Here is a 17,900-nt window from a genome sequence, read left to right on the forward strand (position 1 = left end):
AGGAGTTTTTGTCATTTGCTGTTGCTATTTTATCTAACTTTTTGCCTTTTGGTTGCTTTTTTGCTAAAATCACCAAAAATTTAGAGGAGATTTGATGAACGTAATCACCGGGAAAGTATGGAAATTTGGGGATAATATAGATACAGATCTCATTATCGCTGCACGCTATCTTAATACCTCAGATCCCCATGAGCTTGCAAAACATGTGATGGAAGATGCGGATCCCGAATTTGTAAAAAAACTGCAGCCTGGTGATATTATAGTAGCAGGGGAGAATTTTGGATGTGGGAGTAGCCGCGAGCATGCTCCTATTGCACTCAAAGCAGCAGGTGTTGCAGCAGTGGTGGCTAAAAGTTTCGCACGCATTTTCTATCGCAACGCATTTAATATGGGATTACCTATTTTTGAGCTTAAAGAGACAGATAAAATAAATGAAGGTGATCTAATATCTATAGATATGGAAAAGGGCGTTATAAAAGATCTCAATAAGCACAATGAATATACCTTTACCCCTATTCCTCCATTTATGCAAGAGCTTCTTTCGTGCGGTGGACTTATGAATTATGCCAAAGCGAAAATTTTGGAGGAGAATAGATGAAACGCTATACAGTAGCCCTCATAAAAGGTGATGGTATCGGGCCTGAGATTATTGATGAAGCTGTCAAGGTGCTCGATGCAGTAAGTGTCAAAGAGGGTTTTGAAATAACTTACAAAGAAGCGCTCCTAGGTGGTGCTGCTATTGATGTAACGGGAGAGCCTATTCCTGAGGAGACAATAGAGATTGCAAAAAGTGCAGATGCCGTGCTTTTTGGTGCGATTGGCGGACCGCAGTGGGATGATTTGCCACGGGATAAACGTCCTGAAACGGGTCTTTTAAAATTACGCAAAGCTCTTGAAGTGTTTGCAAATCTTCGTCCAGTAACAGTCTATGATGAGCTTGTTAATGCTTCAACTCTCAAACCTGAAGTAATTCAGGGTACAGATCTCATGGTGGTGCGAGAGCTTATTGGTGGGATCTATTTTGGTCAGCCAAGAGCGTATGAGGGTGATAGAGCCTATAATACAATGGTCTATACAAAACAAGAGGTGCGCCGTATAGCAAAAGTTGGTTTTGAAATTGCTATGAAACGCAATAAAAAGCTCGTTTCAGTGGATAAAGCAAACGTTTTGGAAGTGAGCCAACTATGGCGAGATACTGTCAATGAAGTAGCAAAAGAGTATCCTGGAGTAAGTGTAGAGCACATGTATGTAGATAATGCAGCTATGCAGCTTGTACGCGATCCAAAGCAGTTTGATGTGATTCTCACTGGCAATATTTTTGGGGATATTCTTAGCGATGAAGCAAGTATGCTTAGTGGCTCAATTGGTTTGCTGCCAAGTGCGAGCATCGGCGAAAAATATGGTTTGTACGAGCCAATTCATGGAAGCGCACCAGATATTGCAGGACAAGGAATCGCCAATCCTATAGCAACAATTGCTAGTGCAGCGATGATGCTACGCTATCAGTTTGGCGAAGAGAGTGCTGCAAAAAGAATAGAAGATGCTATCAAGCGAGTGCTCAAAGAGGGATACCGCACAAAAGATCTCAGCAGTTTTGATGCAAAAGAGGTGGTAACAACGAGCGAGATGGGAAGTCTCATCGCCCAGTATGCAAGCGAAATATAGACATGGGGGATACTATCCCGAGCTTCTCGCTCTGCTTCCAGTAAATCTTCAAGAAGAGCTTCTCTATCTCAAAAACTTCTTTGCTCCTTATACAAGACGTGTTTACATGGTAGGAGGGAGTGTAAGAGATCTCTTACGTAACCAAATTTTCCATCAAAATAATGCTATTGTTGATCTCGATCTCGAAGTGTATGGTATAGATGAAGATGAGTTTGCAAAACTCATGCAAAAGCTTGGTGCCAAAGGAGTTGGTAAGAGCTTTTTTGTCTACAAATATAAGCAGCATATTGATATCTCACTTCCGCGCATAGAAAGCAAAGTAGCAAAAGGACACAGAGGTTTTGCAGTGCAGCTTGCAAAAGATGAAAAAGAGGCCTCAATGCGCAGAGACTTTCGTATGAATGCATTGATGCTCAACATCTTTGATGGAAAACTGCTTGATTTTTGGGGTGGGATAGAGGATATTATGGCTAAATGCATCGCTATCATTGATGAAGAGAAGTTTAAAGAGGATAGCTTGCGGGTGCTACGGGCGATGCAGTTTAGTGCAAGATTTGGGTATAAAATAGAGCAAAAAAGTTGCCAGATTATGCGAGAGATGGATCTAGGAGATCTAAGTCAAGAGCGTATCTTTTGGGAGTTTGAGAAGATGTTTTTAGCTAAATGGCTTCACTATGGGCTCTATTATCTTTTGTACCTTTGCATTTGTCAAAAGATTTTTGGCGTGAAGCTTGATAGAGTCTTTTTCTTTACTACTGCGCGTGAATTAGTAAAATCGCAAAAAAACTTTGAAGAGCATCTCTATAAATTTTACTTTTTATACATTTTCACAAAAAATCAGCACAGGTCGTTTCAGCAATTTTTAGATATTTTACATACGCCCAATGAGTACTATAGAGCCTTTAAAAGACAAAAATATCTGCCAAGAGTACGTACCAATAGATTTCTTGCAGGCCTTGCAACCAATTATCCTTTGCAAAACTACCTTGGAAACTATAAAGAAGATGTTAAAATACGTGCAAAGCAGTTTGGTTTTTGGAAAGAGAAGTTCGCACCAATCAAACCTGCTGCACTTTTAGCACAAGGCTATAGTGGCAAAGAGTTGGGCCAAGAGCTACGCCGTAGAACACTACAAATCATTAGAGAGAGGTTTTGATGAAAACATATAGAGTGCTTATTGACTGTCAGGATGAGAAAGGGCTTGTCTATAAGATCTCCAAAGTCTTTTTTGAAAATGAGTTTAATATTGAGAAAAATGATGAATTTGTAGATAGTGAAAACAATAAATTTTTTATGCGCAGTGTGGTAAAGGGAAAGTTAGAAAAAGAGGAGCTACAAAAAAAACTCCAAGAGGTTTTGCCAAAAGATGCAAATATCAAAGTCATAGTACCGCAAAAAAAGAAGATCGTTATCATGGCTACAAAAGAGAGCCATGTCTTAGGAGATATTCTTATACGCCATTTTGATGGTGAGTTGGCAGCTGAGATTGTTGCTGTTATATCCAATTATGATATTTTGCGTCCATTGGTGGAGAAGTTTGGGATTGACTACTTTCACATTCCACACACTGATCTTGGAAGAAGTGAGCATGAAGAGAAAATCTTAGCACTTTTAGAGATATTTGAGCATATTGACTATATTGTACTGGCCAAATATATGCGCATCCTCACGCCAAACTTTGTGCAAAAATATGAAAATAAAATCATCAATATACACCACTCCTTTTTGCCAGCCTTTATAGGAGCAAATCCTTATAAACAGGCTTATGATAGAGGCGTGAAAATCATTGGTGCTACAGCACACTTTGTTAATAATAATCTTGATGAGGGGCCAATCATCGCACAAGATGTAATTCCAGTGGATCACTCCTTTTCATGGCAGCAGATGCGCAAAGCTGGCCGTGATGTGGAAAAGGTGGTGCTTGCAAGGGCTTTGAATTTAGCGATCGAAGATAGAATATTTGTCTATGCAAATAAAACGGTGATATTTTGATGTTTAATGTGGTTTTGGTGCATCCCCAGATCCCTCCAAATACTGGTAATATTGGAAGACTTTGTGTCAATACTGGTGCAAGACTCCATTTGATAAAGCCTCTTGGATTTGATATAAGTGAAAAATCGCTTAAAAGAGCAGGGCTTGACTATTGGCATAAACTTGACCTCACAGTTTGGGAGAGTCTGGATGCTTTTTTAGAAAAAACCCCTTTGCAGCGATGCTACTTTGCTACCACAAAAGCTTCAAAACCATATTTTGAGGCACAATTTAAACCGGGCGATTATCTGCTTTTTGGAAGCGAGACAAAAGGGCTTCCAATGGGTTTCATGCAGCGTAATTGGCAAAATGCCATAACTATTCCGATGACTAAAGAGGGGCGTAGTCTCAACTTGGCTGTGAGTGTTGGTGTAGTGCTCTACGAAGCGATACGGCAAAACTTTGAGGAGTTTGGATGAAGGAGATAGTAGATTTTATTGTCTTGACACTTTTTGTACTCTTTATGATATGGCTTATTGTGGGGTATCATCGCCAAAAAGAGCATCATAAACGCGGGGAAGATAAATAAGTGTTTAAAAAGCCAATTATAGGTACAATTGTATAAAATCTATTTGGAAAGAAGGGTGTTGATGCAAACAACGTTGTTGATTGAAATAGGTGTTGAGGAGCTTCCTGCAATACCTTTTTTGAAAGAGCTGCCAAATATTGAGAAAAAATGGGAAAAAGTTTTAGAAGAGTTTGGTTTAAAAAGTGGCTTTTCTTTTTACTACACACCAAGAAGGTTGGTATTGTGGCATCGTGAATTTCCGATAGAGCAGCCTACTACGTATGAGGAGTTTTTTGGTGCACCTCTTGAAATCGCTTTTAAAGATGGAGAACCGACAAAAGCAGCTATCGGTTTTGCAAAAAAGTGTGGCGTAGATGTGAAAGATCTCTCTACTATCAAAAGAGGGAATAAAGAGGTTTTATACTATAAAAAAGAGATTCCAGGACGCCAAGCAAAAGAGATACTCCTCCAAATGGTGCTGCAGTGGCTTGCAAGTCTTGATTTTGGCAAAAAGATGCGGTGGGGAGATGTGAAGGCAGAATTTATCCGCCCTGTACGCTGGGCAGTTATCAATTTAGGAAGCGAGTTTATCGAAGCAGAACTTTTTGGCATCACTGCTAGCAATTTTACCTATGTGCACCGCAGTGTCTCTCTTGAACCTGTTACAATAGAAAATCCAAAAGAGTATTTTGCAGTGCTCAAAGAAGGAGGAGTCATCCTCTCTCCCGATGCGAGGTATGAAAAGATTGAAAATGAGTTTGCAAATATTCAAAAAAGCGGTATCGCAATTGATAAGGATGAAGATCTTTTAGCTGAAGTTGTCACAATAACCGAATTCCCAACTGCACTAGAGGGTGGTTTTGATGAGAAGTTTTTGCAATTGCCTCCAGAGGTAATTGTAACGAGCATGAAAGAGCATCAGCGCTATTTTCCAGTCTACAAAGATGGCAAGCTTCAAAATCTTTTCGTTGTTGTAAGCAATGCCTATACGCAAGATTTCGATGTAGTAGTAAAGGGAAATGAGCGAGTACTTAAAGCTAGACTCTCCGATGCGCTCTTTTTTTGGGAGAATGATCTTAAAAAAGGGCTCGATTTTGAGGGGCTTAAAGACGTAGTTTTTATGAATGGCTTGGGAACGCTGTTTGATAAAACTCTGCGTGAGCTTAAAATCGTTCAAGCTCTCTATACGCAGTATGAAAATATCTTCCAAGAGCCAGGCCAAACAAAAGCGCTTTTAGAGCGAGCAGTGATGCTTAGCTATGCAGATTTACTTACTGAAATGGTTTATGAGTTTACAGAGCTCCAAGGAATTATGGGCTACTACTACGCTCTTGCGCAAGGTGAAGATGAACAGGTTGCTCTTGCAATCAAAGAGCAGTATTTGCCCCAAGGTGAAGAGAGTGAACTACCAAGTAGTCTCTTTAGTGCACTTGTAGCCTTATCAAAAAAGCTTGACACTCTTATGGCACTCTTTAGCGTTGGAAAGATCCCAACGGGTTCACGAGATCCTTTTGGTTTGCGCAGAGCAGCGCTAGGAGTTATACGCATTGTTTTGGCATACAATCTGCATTTTGATTTAGAAAAGGTTTTTACAGAATTAGCGAGTGAGTATAAAGAGTTTGATACTAAAAAACTTGTAGAGTTTTTCTTAGAGCGTCTCTATCAGTTTTATGATGTCAATCCATCAGTGGTGAGTGCAGTTATTGCTACACAAGAAAGAGACTTGCTAGAAATCGACAAACGCATTAAAGCTCTTGCAAATATTGTCCAAAGCAGCGATTTTAAAGAGATTTTTACTACATTCAAGCGTGTTGCAAATATTGTCAAAGATATAAATGTAGAGCAAGATCTTCGTGTAGATGAGAGCCTCTTTACGAGCGAGTATGAAAAGGATCTCTATGAAGAGTTTAAAAAGCGAGCAAGTGCCGATTATCCAGATATTGAGACAAGACTCACAGCACTTTTTGATCTCAAACACAAAATCGATCTTTTTTTTGATAATGTTTTAGTTAATGCTGAGGATGAAAAGCTGCGTACAAATAGAAAAAATCTTATAGCTTCAATCTATAAAGAGTTTAGAAAAATTGCAGATATCAAAGAGATTTCAGTGTGATATACGATTTTGTAGTGATTGGGGGTGGGAGTGCTGGAGTACATACCGCCCACTTTTTACTTGAAGGTGGTGCAAAAGTAGCTCTCATTGAGCAAAGCGAAATAGGAGCGGGTGGAAGCGGGGCTGCTGGAGCTTTTATCTCTCCGCGTATAGGCAAGGGGAGTGATTTACAGCGTACCACAAACGAAGCTTTCAAATTTGCAGTAGATTTTTACAAAAACTCTCCCTTTTTTTATCAAACAGGTCTGCTAAGACTTCCAAAAGATAATCAAGATTTTACTGGACTTGAAAAATTCCTTGATATACCATTTTCTTGTAAGGAGGGGGGGTTTTTCTTTCCTGAAGCTGGCATTCTCAAAGCAAAAGAGCATCTACAATCTCTAGCTTACAAAATACCTCTCTATAAAAAGTATGCATCCATTGAGCAAAGAAGCGACTATTTTGATGTAGGTGGCGTAAGAACAAAAAAGGTGATTTTAGCTACGGGCTCTTATGATGAGCTGATAGACGAGCCCTATATAAAAATAGGTAAGCTTGGTGGTGTGAGGTTTGATGTGAAAACTACACTGAGTCTTCCATACTGCATCCATAAGCGCATATCAATTTCAACAAATATTAATGGCATTGTGAGCATCGGAGCTACACACAACCGTGAAGGAGCCACATCACAACCACCATCCATGCTTTTTGAAGAGGCGCGTAAAATGGTAGGAACATTTAGCTATGAGATAGCGCAGATGTATTGTGGAGTACGTAGCAGTGTCAGCGATCACTTTCCCATTATTGGAGAGCTTATTGATACAAAAAATGTACCTCGCATAACCAATTTTAAAAAACTCGATCTCGATTCACTCCCTAGGAAAAATATTTATATAATAAATGGATTGGGAGGGAGAGGGTTTGTCTTTGGGCCATATGTAGCTAAAATATTTGCAGAGCATCTGCTCAAAAACAAAACCATTCCAAAAGAGCTAAGTCTTGATCGCTATTTCATAAGATATCTTAAAAAAGGCAGAGTATGAATGCAATAGTACTGCTCAATATGGGAGGGCCGAACAATCTTGAAGAGGTTGAACTATTTTTACGTAATATGTTTAATGACGAAAACATTCTTCCTATCAAAAATAGACTTTTACGAAAATTTATTGCCTTTATGATAACGCAGGGGCGAAAGAAAGAGGCAAGAAGCAATTATGAAAAGTTAGGGGGAGCTAGTCCTCTTAATTTCTACACAGATAAGCTCATTGGCAAACTCCGCACTCACATTCCAGATGTCTATATAACAAAAGCGATGCGCTATACACCTCCTTTTGCAAAAGATGCTATAAAAGAGCTTGTAGCCCATGGAATAAAAGAGGTCTATCTCATTCCTCTCTATCCACACTACTCTACAACTACTACCAAATCGAGTCTCGAAGATTTTTACAATACCGCCAAAGGGCTTGGATACCATGCAAGATTTCACGATATTGCAAACTTTTATGAAAATAGGCTCTTTAATGAAGCTATTATCCAAAGAATAGAGGAAGCCCTAGCTGGAGAGAGCACTAGTGAATTTGAGCTTATCTTTAGTGCCCACTCACTTCCACAAAAAATTATTGCAAAAGGAGATCCCTATCTCTATGAAGTAACAGAGCATACAGAGATTTTAAAAAATATGCTTAAAAACAGATTTGCTGGCTATCATCTTGCATTTCAATCAAAGTTAGGACCAGTTAAATGGCTCGAGCCCAGTCTTGAAGAAAAGCTTAAAGAGCTCAGTGGCAAAAAAGTGCTTATCTATCCAATATCATTTATTCTTGATAATAGCGAAACAGAGTTTGAACTTCATATAGAATATAAAGAGATAGCAAAAGAGCGTGGCATCAAAGAGTATAGAGTTGCCAAGTGTGTCAATGATAGCGATCTCTTTGTAGAGGCTTTAGTAGATATTTATAAAAGGATGTGAGATGGTAGGCTACGTCTACGATCCTATATTTACTGAACATGGGAGTGATGAGCATATCGAGCGGCCAGCACGCGTAGAAGTAATTGATGAAGTAGCGCGTAATTTTCCTTTGAAACATTTTCCTATAAAAAAAGCCAGCAAAGAGGATCTCAAAACGATTCATGAAGCGCACTATGTGGAGTGGGTGGAGAGAGCCTATGAAGAAGGGTACCGTTTTATTTTAAATGAAGATACGCTTTTAACTCCAAGAAGTTTTGAAGTTGCAAGCTATGCAGCAGGATCAACTATGCCTATTATCGATGCTTTTACAAGTGGTGAAATCAATAGAGCATTTCTCAATCTTCGTCCCCCTGGCCACCATGCTGAAAGAAAAACGGGGCAGGGGTTTTGCATCTTTAACAATGTTGCATTTATGGCGAGGTATGCGCAAAGCAAGGAATTTAAAAAGGTGATGATTATTGATTTTGATGTGCATCATGGAAACGGAACGCAAGATATCTTCTATCGCGATGATACCGTATGCTACTTTAGCACGCATGAGCGTAACAACTACCCCTATTTTACTGGAAGTGAAGAGGAAAGAGGAGAGGGAAGAGGCGAGGGATTTAATATCAATAGGCCTTATGGGGATTATTGCAGTGATGAAGAGCTTTTGAAGCTTTATGAAGATCTTCCAAAATGGTTTGATTTTGATATAGTGCTTGTAAGTGCTGGGTATGATTTGATGAAGGATGAGGCGATATCTACTGCACAAATTACCTTTGAAGGTCTGCGTGCAATAGTGCAAAAGATTTTGCGGTTTGCAGGTGATAAGCCAGTAGCATTTTTATTAGAGGGTGGTTATAACCTTGATTCTTTAGCTACAAGTATAACTATTACGTTAGAAGAACTTACAAAGGATGAGCTATGAGAAATTTAATTTTTTTAGGTTTTGCCGTATGGGCTTATGCTAATATCTTTGCAGGAAGTGCTACGAAGCACTCAATGGAGATTAAAGGAGACTATGCCAAAACGCATCAATGTATTCGCTGCCATCTGGATATCTATGAAGAGTATAAAACATCTTCCCATTATAACTCTACTATCTATCGTGATCCTGTACATAAAAAAGTCTTTGAATTACACGCAAAAGCAAGTAAAGCAAAAGAGTATGTATGTGCCAAATGTCATACGCCTACACTCAAAGATAAAAAAATTACTTCAATGGATCCAAAAAAGTTTGGTTATGAGCAGGCGATTTCTTGTGCCTATTGTCATAGAATCAAATCTATTGAAAAGCATGCCAAAGCAAATAAAAACGTGATACTGCCAAAAAAAGGGGCTTACTATGGAACTCGCCATCCAAAAATAAGAAGTGAATACCATAAAATCATCAATACAAACCCCATCCATAAAAATGGTGAAACTTGCATGGGATGTCACTCTCATAAACAAAATGAGTCGGGATTTGTTGTATGTCGAACTGAGAGTAACAATACTCTCAAGCAAAACTGCATTACTTGTCACATGCCACAAATTGAGGGGAGTCTTAGCGATCGCGTTGAAACGCCAACACACGCTTTTCATGGATTTGCAGGAGTAAGTGTAAAGCCAGAATTTTTAGCACAATATCTCCACATAGAATTATTTAAAAAAGATCCTCTTCAAATTCGCCTCATCAACGACGCGCCGCATGCGTTTTTACTCCATCCATTGCGTGTGGCAAAACTTATCGTAAAACATAAGCGAGGAGACAAACTTTTAAAAGAGCAAGAGGTTACATTTGTACGAGTTATTGGAAAAGATGGTAAACCAACTCCTCCTTGGATAGCTACGCAAGTGGTAAAAGATACGATACTAAAAGCGGGTGAAAAAAGAGTAGTAACTTTTGATATGCATCCTAAAAAAGGAGATACCATAGAGATAATATTTGGCTTTTATAAAGTTAATCCAAAAATGGCTAAAAAGTTTGGACTCCCCACAAAATTTATAGTCTTTAAGAAAAAAGAGTTGCATGTATAGTTGGAAAAAGATTTTTAAAAGTGTTCTAGCACATAAAAAACTTTTTATTACAGCACAAATTTTAGCACTCTTAGCAGTACTTGCGAGTGTTCCAGCACCTCTTTTAATGCCACTTCTTGTAGATGAGGTGCTGTTGCACAAACCTGGAAAACTTTTAGCTTTTATTCAAGAACTCTTTGGTAACGGTTCGCCTTTTTTTTACACACTTATTGTCCTAGCAATGACACTACTTTTGCGTGGAATTTATATTAGCTTAGGAATTTTGCAAAGTAAGATTTTTCACACAATCTCAAAAAACATCACTGCACAAATCCGTCAAGATGTTTTAACGCATCTAAAAAAAGTCTCAATGAGCGAATATGAGATGCTAGGAAGCGGGAAAGTTGCTTCAAGACTTGTGAGTGATATAAATACTATAGATCTTTTCTTAAGTAGCAGTATAAGTAAACTACTTGTATCGGTTTTGACACTAGTGGGTGTGAGTATTGTCTTGCTTCTTATCCATTGGCAGCTAGCTTTATTTATTCTTATTCTCAATCCTTTTGTGGTTCTTTTTTCAAGCAGGTTGGCTAAAAAAGTTTCAAAACTCAAAAAAGAGGAAAATAGAGCAATTGAGATCTTTCAAAATAGTTTAGTAGAAACATTAGAGCTATTTGAGCAAATTAGAGCAGCAAATAAAGAGGAGTACTTTTTTGGACGCCTCATGCAGCTTATTAAAGATCTCAAAAATCGCTCCATTGCATTTAGCTACAAAAATGATGCTGGAGTGAGACTAAGCTTTTTGGTATTTCTTTCAGGTTTTGAGCTTTTTAGGGCTGCTGGAATTATTACTGTTGCCTATAGCGATCTCAGTATCGGACTAATGATGGCGATATTTGGCTATTTGTGGGTGATGATGACGCCAATTCAAGATATTATCAATATTCAGTATGCCAAAAGAAGTGCCGATATGGCACTAAAACGTATTAATGAGCTTTTTACACTGCAAAAAGAGCCAGAGTTTCCGGCGCTGAAAGATCCGTTTGCTGTGTCAGAGAACGTTTCAATCACTTTAGAGCATGTCTGGTTTAGCTATGGAGAGAAAAAACCGGTGCTCAAAGATATTACTGCTACAATTGCTGCTGGAAAGATAACAGCTCTTGTAGGTGCAAGTGGTAGTGGCAAAACTACTCTTAGTCGCTTACTTGTTGGACTCTATGTGCCAACAAAAGGGGATATTTTCTATAATGGTGTGAGTATGCAAGAGATTGGCCTCAAAACTATTCGCCAACATGTAGCACTTGTCTTGCAAACGCCGATACTTTTTAATGATACTGTGCTATTTAATCTCACTCTAGGAAAAGAGTATCCAGAAGATAAAATCAAAGAGGCGTTGCAGATGGCACAAATCTATAAAGTGATTGAAGCGCTTCCTCAAGGGCTTGATACAGTTGTGGGAAAAGGTGGAGCTAGGCTAAGTGGTGGAGAAAAGCAGCGCATTGCAATAGCTAGAATGATTTTGCAAGATCCAAAAGTAGTTATTTTGGATGAGTCAACATCAGCTATTGATATGGAGACAGAGAAGCTTCTCTTTTGTGCTTTGAAGGATTTCTTGCGTAAACGCACTACTATTCTCATAGCACATCGTCCAAGTACCATAGAAGAGGCTGATATTTTACTCTTTTTAAAAGATGGAGAGATAGTAAAGAAAAGCAGATTTGAAGAATATAAGAGAAATTTTTGTATACTATAAAAAAACAAAGGAGCATTACAATGCAAATCCCAAAAAATATGGCTGAACTCAAAGAGTATGTAGCTGAAAACTTCGCCAAACTTAGTAATGAAGCACAACTTGAAGTGTTAAAAACACTCCATAAGTTTATTAAGAATGAAGATATTGTCAAAAAAGAGTTAGAGCTTGAGCAAAAACTTCTTGATGAAGAGAAGGCTACAAAAATCTGTGCAATAGATGATGAAGAGGCTACTATCCAAGAGGAGATCCTTGAAGAGATTCGCAGACACAACCATGTAGATGTTCATCAGTTCAAAGATGCAAGTAGTGATCCACGCGATGAAGATGCAAAATATGTAGATAAAACTCTCGATAAACCTGTCAAAGATCCAAATGATCCACTGGCTGATTATATTGACGAGCTTGAAGATAAAGAGAATAGCGGAAGTTAGTGGCGACCCCAGGGGGACTCGAACCCCCGTCACCGCCGTGAAAGGGCGGTGTCCTAACCGCTAGACGATGGGGCCAGGCATTTAAGTGACGGATGAAATTATAATCAATAAAAACTTAAATTAAAATTAGGAAGTGGATGAGTAAAGTCATTTTTCTCTTGCTGTTTTGTTTGTCACTTTTTGCCAATATTGAAACAAGAGCTTTGATAGGAGATGAAAATAGTAGCTCCTTTTTTTGGATCCATGAATTTATCAAAAAAATAAAAAAAGATGAGACTCTTTTATGTAAAGAGAGAATAGATCTGCAAAGATTGGAAAATCTTCTTGTTGGATATGAGTATACTTTCGATCCAAAACTCAAAGAGCTTTTGATGGATGAAGTAGAAAAAACAGTACAGTTATATAATTATTTTAAAAGCAATGGCTGCTATGATCCAAAAGAGTTTTTGGAAGAAAACTTTTTATCTACCAATAAAAGCGATACGAAAGTTATCGATAATCCCATTTTGCACCGCCTCTATAAGGCTTTTGCAAAATATAAAAAAATTAAGCAAGAGGGTGGATGGGAACCTATAGTAGTGCAAGATGTTTTTTATCTTAACAAAGGGCAAGAGTATGATGTCGTTCCCCAGATTTGTAAACGTCTCAAGATAGAGGGATACATAGAAGAGTGCAATGGCTCAAAGCTTTTTGATAGCTCTTTGGAAAATGCAGTCAAAGAGTTTCAGCGTCGTCACTCTCTTAAAATAGATGGCATTATAGGCCCAATGACCGTTACAGCTATGAATGAATCAGTAGATATGAGACTTAAAGAGATTCTTATCAATATTGAGCGAGTAAGATGGTTTGTAAAAAATGACAATTTTTTTGTGTTTGTGGATATACCAGGATTTTTTCTTCAAGTTTTTAAAGATGGGGAGCCCATCTTTTACTCCAAAGTTATTGTAGGGAGAAAAAGCAGACCAACACCTCAGATGCGTAATGTCATCTCTTATGCCATTCTCAATCCCTACTGGAGAGCACCAAAGACTATTATCAAAGAGGATATTTTGCCTCATATAAGAAAAGGGGAATTTGAAGAGCTTTACAAAGAGGGGATCCTTGCATCTCAAGATTACTATGGCAAAAATTTAATAGCGTATGAGGATGTTAATTGGAGCGAGTATAATGAAACAAATTTGCCTTTTACATTTTTACAGCTACCAGGAGATCAAAACTTCTTAGGACGTGTTAAGTTGATGTTTCCTAATAGATTTGATGTCTATTTGCATGATACAAATGAGAGATGGCTTTTTGATTATGACTATAGGGCATTGAGTTCTGGATGTGTGAGAGTACAAAAGCCATTAGAGCTTTTTGATGTTTTATTACAAGAAACGTGTCAAACGTATATATCTTTGGAGGATGTTCAAGCACTTTTGGCTGATAATGAGACGAAAAAGATCTACATCCGTCCTAATATCCCTGTATATTTGCTCTATTTGACGGTATATATGGATGAAGTGGGACTTGTCAGTTTTTTTGACGATATCTATGGCATTGATAAAAAGATGCTCTCTATAGAAGAACTACAAAAATTAGATACAATAGCAGTCAATAAAAGAAAGGAATAGCTATGCAAAGAAGAGACTTTATCAAAAAAAGTTTACTTTTTACCGCTTCTATTATTGTTCCTTCTCGATCTTTTGCATCACTCAATGAAAAGAGCTTTACACTTTACAACATCCATACAGGTGAGAAATATAGAGCCATTTACTGGGCAAATGGGAAATATATCTATGACGAAATAGCAAATCTTGAATATATCTTACGCGATTACCGTAACAATGAAATACATAAAATAGATGTGAAACTTTTTGATTATCTCTATGATCTTCACTCTTTAGTTGAGTCGAATAAAGAGATTTTAGTTATTTCTGGCTATAGATCTCCTGCTACAAACACTTTGTTGCGTAGGCATCATAGAGGAGTTGCCAAAAAAAGCTACCACACAAAAGGTATGGCGGTAGATATCCGTATACCTGATGTGAGTCTATCTATGCTCCGCTATGCAGCACTTTCATTGAAAAGGGGAGGGATAGGCTACTATCCAAGATCCAATTTCTTACATATAGATACTGCAAATCCTCGCTATTGGAGATATCCAAAACGATGATGAATCTTGTTCTTTATATCCATCTTCTAGCAGCTACAGTATGGATTGGAGGGAGTGTTTTTCTCTTTGCTCTTGGCATATTTTTGCGTGACAAAGATGCGCAAAAAAAGGTCTATTTTTATGTGGGGCCAATCTATGGCTATGTAGAGAGCGTATGGCTTACAATTTTAATCATAACTGGACTTTGGATGTTTTTTCATATGGGGCTTGAAAATGTGATACATGGAGAAAATCTCATTGCTCCAATCTTACAAAAAAAGCTCTTTTTAGTAGTTCTTATCACCATTGCAACGATTATCCATATGTATATTGCTTTTAAAACAAATGGTCTTGAGCGCACGCCTTTGCAAAAACTCCTCTCTCGTGCTAGCAGTATGGCTATTTTTGTGCTCAATCTCATTATCTTGTGGTATGCGATGGAGTTGAGGACGCTTCTTTAACCTTTTTATACACATAATATCCTCCAATTGCGGCCACACTCTCTGCTATTATCGTAGCATAGAGTGCCCCTTGAAGTCTAAAATACGGAATTAAGAAAAAGTTGAGCAAAATATTCAAAGTAGCTGAAGCAAATGCTATCCAAAACCACTCTTTACTTTTTTCTAAAATTGTGAGGAGAGAGGTATAAACATAGCTCCAGGCAAGTACTATTATGCTTAAAGCAAAAAGAGGCATCAAAGATATGGTAGGGGCGAATTTTTCTGAATAAAGAAGCGTGATAATGAAATCTTTGCCAAAATAAAAGACTGCAGCAATGAAAAAAGAGAGAATCACAATACTCCATTTATATGATCTCATTGCATCTATACTCTTTGTCACTTTTGGTGCATAGACTGTCCATACAGTGCTAAAGATTACCGGTACAAGTGCATAGAGTTTGTATCCAGCTTCATAGTAACCATTGTACTTGATGCCAAGCATATGGGCTATCATGATTTTGTCTGTATTAGTATAGATCTGATTGAGAAAGAGTGCGCCTCCTAGATAGATGGAGACTTTGATGATTTTGCGCCAATGATGAGGCTTGATAGAAGAAAAGCTAAGTTCTTTAAAAATATTTTTCCCAAAAATAACTGCACTGAGCAAATTCGCGCCTATGTAAGCTACTGCCAACGTGACGATATTTTCAAACCACCATAGCAAAAGAAGAACCAAGAAAAAATAGCTCACAGCTTGTGTGATTTTAATATGAGAAATGGTTCTAAACTTTTCAGCAGCTTGGTAGTACCATACTGGTGTGATGGCAGATAGCAAATCTGCACACAAAAGCATAGTGATAAGTAGCAAAACTTTTAGCTCCATATAGCTATGCAAGCTCCACAAGACTCCTAAAGCTCCAAAGGCAAGCAGCGCTTTTATGGTGATAGTGTTGATATAGAGTGAAGATCTTTTTCTAAGATCTTTCGTGGCTTCTACCATTGCATAGACATCAAGTCCTAGATTGGTAGCGATGATCAAAAAAGCATTGATTGCAAGTGCATAAGACCAATATCCTAGTTCTGTAGCTCCAAGTACTCTTGAAACATAGATGATGATAAAAAAGCTAAGAGCCCTTGACAAGGCTTCAGCAATAAAAAGAGAAGAGAGTGTTCTTTTCATATGTTTTTTTCTATGAGTTTTGCTAGATTTTGCGTTGCTTTTTGCCAGCTAAAGGCTTTTGCTCTTTTTAGCCCTTTTGTAGCTAAACTCTTGCGCAATTTTTCATCTTCATCTATGCGTTGTAAGGCCTTACATATTTGCTGCACGTCATAAGGATCTATGAGAATGCCAGCATCACCTACTACTTCTGGGATTGAAGAGCTGTTTGAGGCAATAACTGGAGTACCACACGCCATCGCTTCAAGAGGAGGCAGACCAAATCCCTCATAAAAAGATGGAAAAACAAAAGCTTTTGCTCCACCATAGAGCGCAATGAGATCCTCTTCACTTACATACCCAAGTCTTTTAACATACCCACTATTTAAAGCTTTTTGCAGCAAATCATCAAAATGCTCACTACGCCATCCAACTCCACCAGCTAGTACCAAAGGAGTGGGGTGATTAGTGGTTTTTAGATATTGCAAATAAGCAGCAAGAAGATTTTTAAGATTTTTGCGAGGCTCAAGAGTCCCAACAAAGAGGAAGTAGTTTTGATATTGTAGATTATACCTTTTTGTTATAGAGATGAATTCATTATACGATGTAGGGCGGAATTTGGGATCAACTCCATTATAGATGACTTCTATTTTCTCTTTATCACAAAGACTAAGATCTATAAGTTCATGTTTTGTAAACTCTGATATAGTGACGATTTTAGTACTTTTTTCGATACTTTTTGGCAAATATTTTTCAAAATACTCCACACGCTCTTTTGGATGATACTCTTTGTAGCGGATATGAGAGAGATCATGAATGAAAGTAATAGTTGGAATATCAAAAAATGTAGGAAAAGATATATAGTTTGGCTGGATGAATACATCTGGTTTTTCTTTGAGAAGTGTATAATTAAAAATTGCTGTTTTGGCACTATGCGTGAGTATATAGGGACGGGGGAGATACTTTTTGGCTAGATTTACCGCTTTTTCATAATTTCCCAGCGCTCTTTGGCGAAGCTCTTTGCTATAAAACCATGCATAGTAGTAGAGCGTATTGGGATATATCTTTTGCAACTCTTTTGCATACTGGTATGTGACATAGCCCACACCACTTAGATCTTTAAGCAAAGGTGTTGTATCGATAAGAATCTTGGGGTGTTTCATGAATTTTTTACTTTATTTAGTTTTTGAAATTGTATCATAGCGATTGATTTTTGGCTTTACATCATTCTGAAGCGTAGTGAAAGAATCTAATTTACAGATTAACGAAGATGTTTCGTTTCACTCAATATAACATCTATTCGTCATCCTGAGCCAACGGTGAAGGGTTTAACCTAACTTCATTTAAAAATTTTCTCTATCAAAGCTACAAAGTTAGGATTAAAAATAGTCAAAGCAAATATACTTATGCCGATCAATATTTTTAAAAAAAGTGCATTTTGACGTATTTCTGCTCTAAGTTCGTTGATCTCTACTTTTACTTCATTAATTTCTGCTCTGACTTCATTGATCTCTGCTCTAACAAACTCTTTTGTTGCAAGTTCGTTTCTTAATTCATTATACAATGTAGCTATGATGTTTTCCTTTTTGTTTTCAATCTCTTTGAGAGATTCTTGCTGTATAATATCCAAAAAAGACTCTATTGCTTAGCAAATTTCTCTGCACTATCTTTTCCTAATTTGCTTGACAAGTTCATCAAAAAGATCACGAGGAAGTACATAGTGCATAAAAATCCTTTGCAT

18 protein-coding genes and 1 tRNA gene are annotated in these 17,900 nt (G+C 37.8%); 15 read left to right on the forward strand and 4 right to left on the reverse strand.

Annotation, left to right across the window (positions count from 1 at the left end; all coding sequences use genetic code 11):
• The first annotated feature begins 94 nt into the window (after positions 1–94).
• The 12 genes from leuD to JG738_RS04570 all read left to right on the forward strand — a co-directional run bounded on the left by leuD (position 95) and on the right by JG738_RS04570 (position 12,429).
• Positions 95–598, forward strand: coding sequence for a 3-isopropylmalate dehydratase small subunit (gene leuD, locus JG738_RS04515; protein WP_201338565.1), 504 nt, complete (start codon positions 95–97; stop codon positions 596–598).
• On the forward strand, positions 595–1,665 hold the full coding sequence (gene leuB / locus JG738_RS04520; RefSeq protein WP_201338566.1) for a 3-isopropylmalate dehydrogenase: 1,071 nt from the start codon (positions 595–597) through the stop codon (positions 1,663–1,665). The genes leuD and leuB overlap by 4 nt, the downstream gene beginning before the upstream one ends.
• On the forward strand, positions 1,649–2,821 hold the full coding sequence (locus tag JG738_RS04525) for a CCA tRNA nucleotidyltransferase (RefSeq protein WP_201338567.1): 1,173 nt from the start codon (positions 1,649–1,651) through the stop codon (positions 2,819–2,821). Before leuB ends, JG738_RS04525 begins: the two co-directional genes overlap by 17 nt.
• Complete coding sequence (purU, locus tag JG738_RS04530) at positions 2,821–3,657, forward strand: formyltetrahydrofolate deformylase (RefSeq protein ID WP_201338568.1); 837 nt, start codon at positions 2,821–2,823, stop codon at positions 3,655–3,657. The genes JG738_RS04525 and purU overlap by 1 nt, the downstream gene beginning before the upstream one ends.
• Entirely contained in the window at positions 3,657–4,115 is a 459-nt protein-coding gene (locus tag JG738_RS04535) for a tRNA (cytidine(34)-2'-O)-methyltransferase (RefSeq protein ID WP_201338569.1), read from the forward strand. The genes purU and JG738_RS04535 overlap by 1 nt, the downstream gene beginning before the upstream one ends.
• A gap of 171 nt (positions 4,116–4,286) precedes the next feature.
• Positions 4,287–6,317 (forward strand): glycine--tRNA ligase subunit beta, encoded by a 2,031-nt coding sequence (glyS, locus tag JG738_RS04540; protein ID WP_201338570.1) that lies wholly within the window; start codon positions 4,287–4,289, stop codon positions 6,315–6,317.
• Positions 6,314–7,339, forward strand: a complete 1,026-nt coding sequence (locus JG738_RS04545) for an FAD-binding oxidoreductase (RefSeq protein WP_201338571.1) — start codon at positions 6,314–6,316, stop codon at positions 7,337–7,339. The genes glyS and JG738_RS04545 overlap by 4 nt, the downstream gene beginning before the upstream one ends.
• Positions 7,336–8,265 carry a ferrochelatase gene (gene hemH / locus JG738_RS04550; protein WP_201338572.1) on the forward strand — a complete coding sequence of 310 codons (930 nt, stop codon included), beginning with the start codon at positions 7,336–7,338 and terminating at the stop codon, positions 8,263–8,265. Before JG738_RS04545 ends, hemH begins: the two co-directional genes overlap by 4 nt.
• Position 8,266: 1 nt before the next feature.
• On the forward strand, positions 8,267–9,175 hold the full coding sequence (locus tag JG738_RS04555; protein ID WP_201338573.1) for a histone deacetylase: 909 nt from the start codon (positions 8,267–8,269) through the stop codon (positions 9,173–9,175).
• Positions 9,172–10,266 carry a multiheme c-type cytochrome gene (locus JG738_RS04560; RefSeq protein ID WP_201338574.1) on the forward strand — a complete coding sequence of 365 codons (1,095 nt, stop codon included), beginning with the start codon at positions 9,172–9,174 and terminating at the stop codon, positions 10,264–10,266. Before JG738_RS04555 ends, JG738_RS04560 begins: the two co-directional genes overlap by 4 nt.
• Positions 10,259–11,998 (forward strand): ABC transporter ATP-binding protein, encoded by a 1,740-nt coding sequence (locus JG738_RS04565; RefSeq protein WP_201338575.1) that lies wholly within the window; start codon positions 10,259–10,261, stop codon positions 11,996–11,998. The genes JG738_RS04560 and JG738_RS04565 overlap by 8 nt, the downstream gene beginning before the upstream one ends.
• Before the next feature lie 20 nt (positions 11,999–12,018).
• Positions 12,019–12,429 carry a hypothetical protein gene (locus JG738_RS04570; protein WP_084275702.1) on the forward strand — a complete coding sequence of 137 codons (411 nt, stop codon included), beginning with the start codon at positions 12,019–12,021 and terminating at the stop codon, positions 12,427–12,429.
• Here the strand turns inward: JG738_RS04570 and JG738_RS04575 are convergent.
• Positions 12,430–12,504, reverse strand: a tRNA-Glu gene (locus JG738_RS04575).
• 62 nt (positions 12,505–12,566) lie between these two features.
• Here JG738_RS04575 and JG738_RS04580 point away from each other — a divergent pair.
• From JG738_RS04580 to JG738_RS04590, 3 genes are read left to right on the forward strand one after another with little or no spacing between them, the layout of a single operon-like run.
• Positions 12,567–14,042, forward strand: coding sequence for a murein L,D-transpeptidase (locus JG738_RS04580; RefSeq protein WP_201338576.1), 1,476 nt, complete (start codon positions 12,567–12,569; stop codon positions 14,040–14,042).
• A 2-nt stretch (positions 14,043–14,044) separates the two neighbouring features.
• Positions 14,045–14,584, forward strand: a complete 540-nt coding sequence (locus JG738_RS04585; protein WP_201338577.1) for a DUF882 domain-containing protein — start codon at positions 14,045–14,047, stop codon at positions 14,582–14,584.
• Positions 14,563–15,024, forward strand: a complete 462-nt coding sequence (locus JG738_RS04590; RefSeq protein WP_236583223.1) for a hypothetical protein — start codon at positions 14,563–14,565, stop codon at positions 15,022–15,024. Before JG738_RS04585 ends, JG738_RS04590 begins: the two co-directional genes overlap by 22 nt.
• On the opposite strand, the gene JG738_RS04595 is transcribed toward JG738_RS04590, so the two are convergent.
• The 3 genes from JG738_RS04595 to JG738_RS04605 form a co-directional block, all read right to left on the reverse strand.
• Positions 14,984–16,183, reverse strand: coding sequence for a flippase (locus JG738_RS04595; RefSeq protein WP_201338578.1), 1,200 nt, complete (start codon positions 16,181–16,183; stop codon positions 14,984–14,986). The two genes, JG738_RS04590 and JG738_RS04595, sit on opposite strands and share 41 nt — an antisense overlap.
• A complete protein-coding gene (locus tag JG738_RS04600; protein WP_201338579.1) occupies positions 16,180–17,322 on the reverse strand; it encodes a glycosyltransferase family 1 protein in 1,143 nt (380 codons plus the stop codon). Before JG738_RS04600 ends, JG738_RS04595 begins: the two co-directional genes overlap by 4 nt.
• Positions 17,323–17,498: 176 nt before the next feature.
• Positions 17,499–17,789 (reverse strand): hypothetical protein, encoded by a 291-nt coding sequence (locus JG738_RS04605; protein WP_201338580.1) that lies wholly within the window; start codon positions 17,787–17,789, stop codon positions 17,499–17,501.
• Positions 17,790–17,900: the final 111 nt, after the last annotated feature.

The sequence above is a fragment of the Nitratiruptor sp. YY08-26 genome (assembly GCF_016593215.1).
Classification (GTDB): Bacteria; Campylobacterota; Campylobacteria; order Campylobacterales; family Nitratiruptoraceae; genus Nitratiruptor; species Nitratiruptor tergarcus.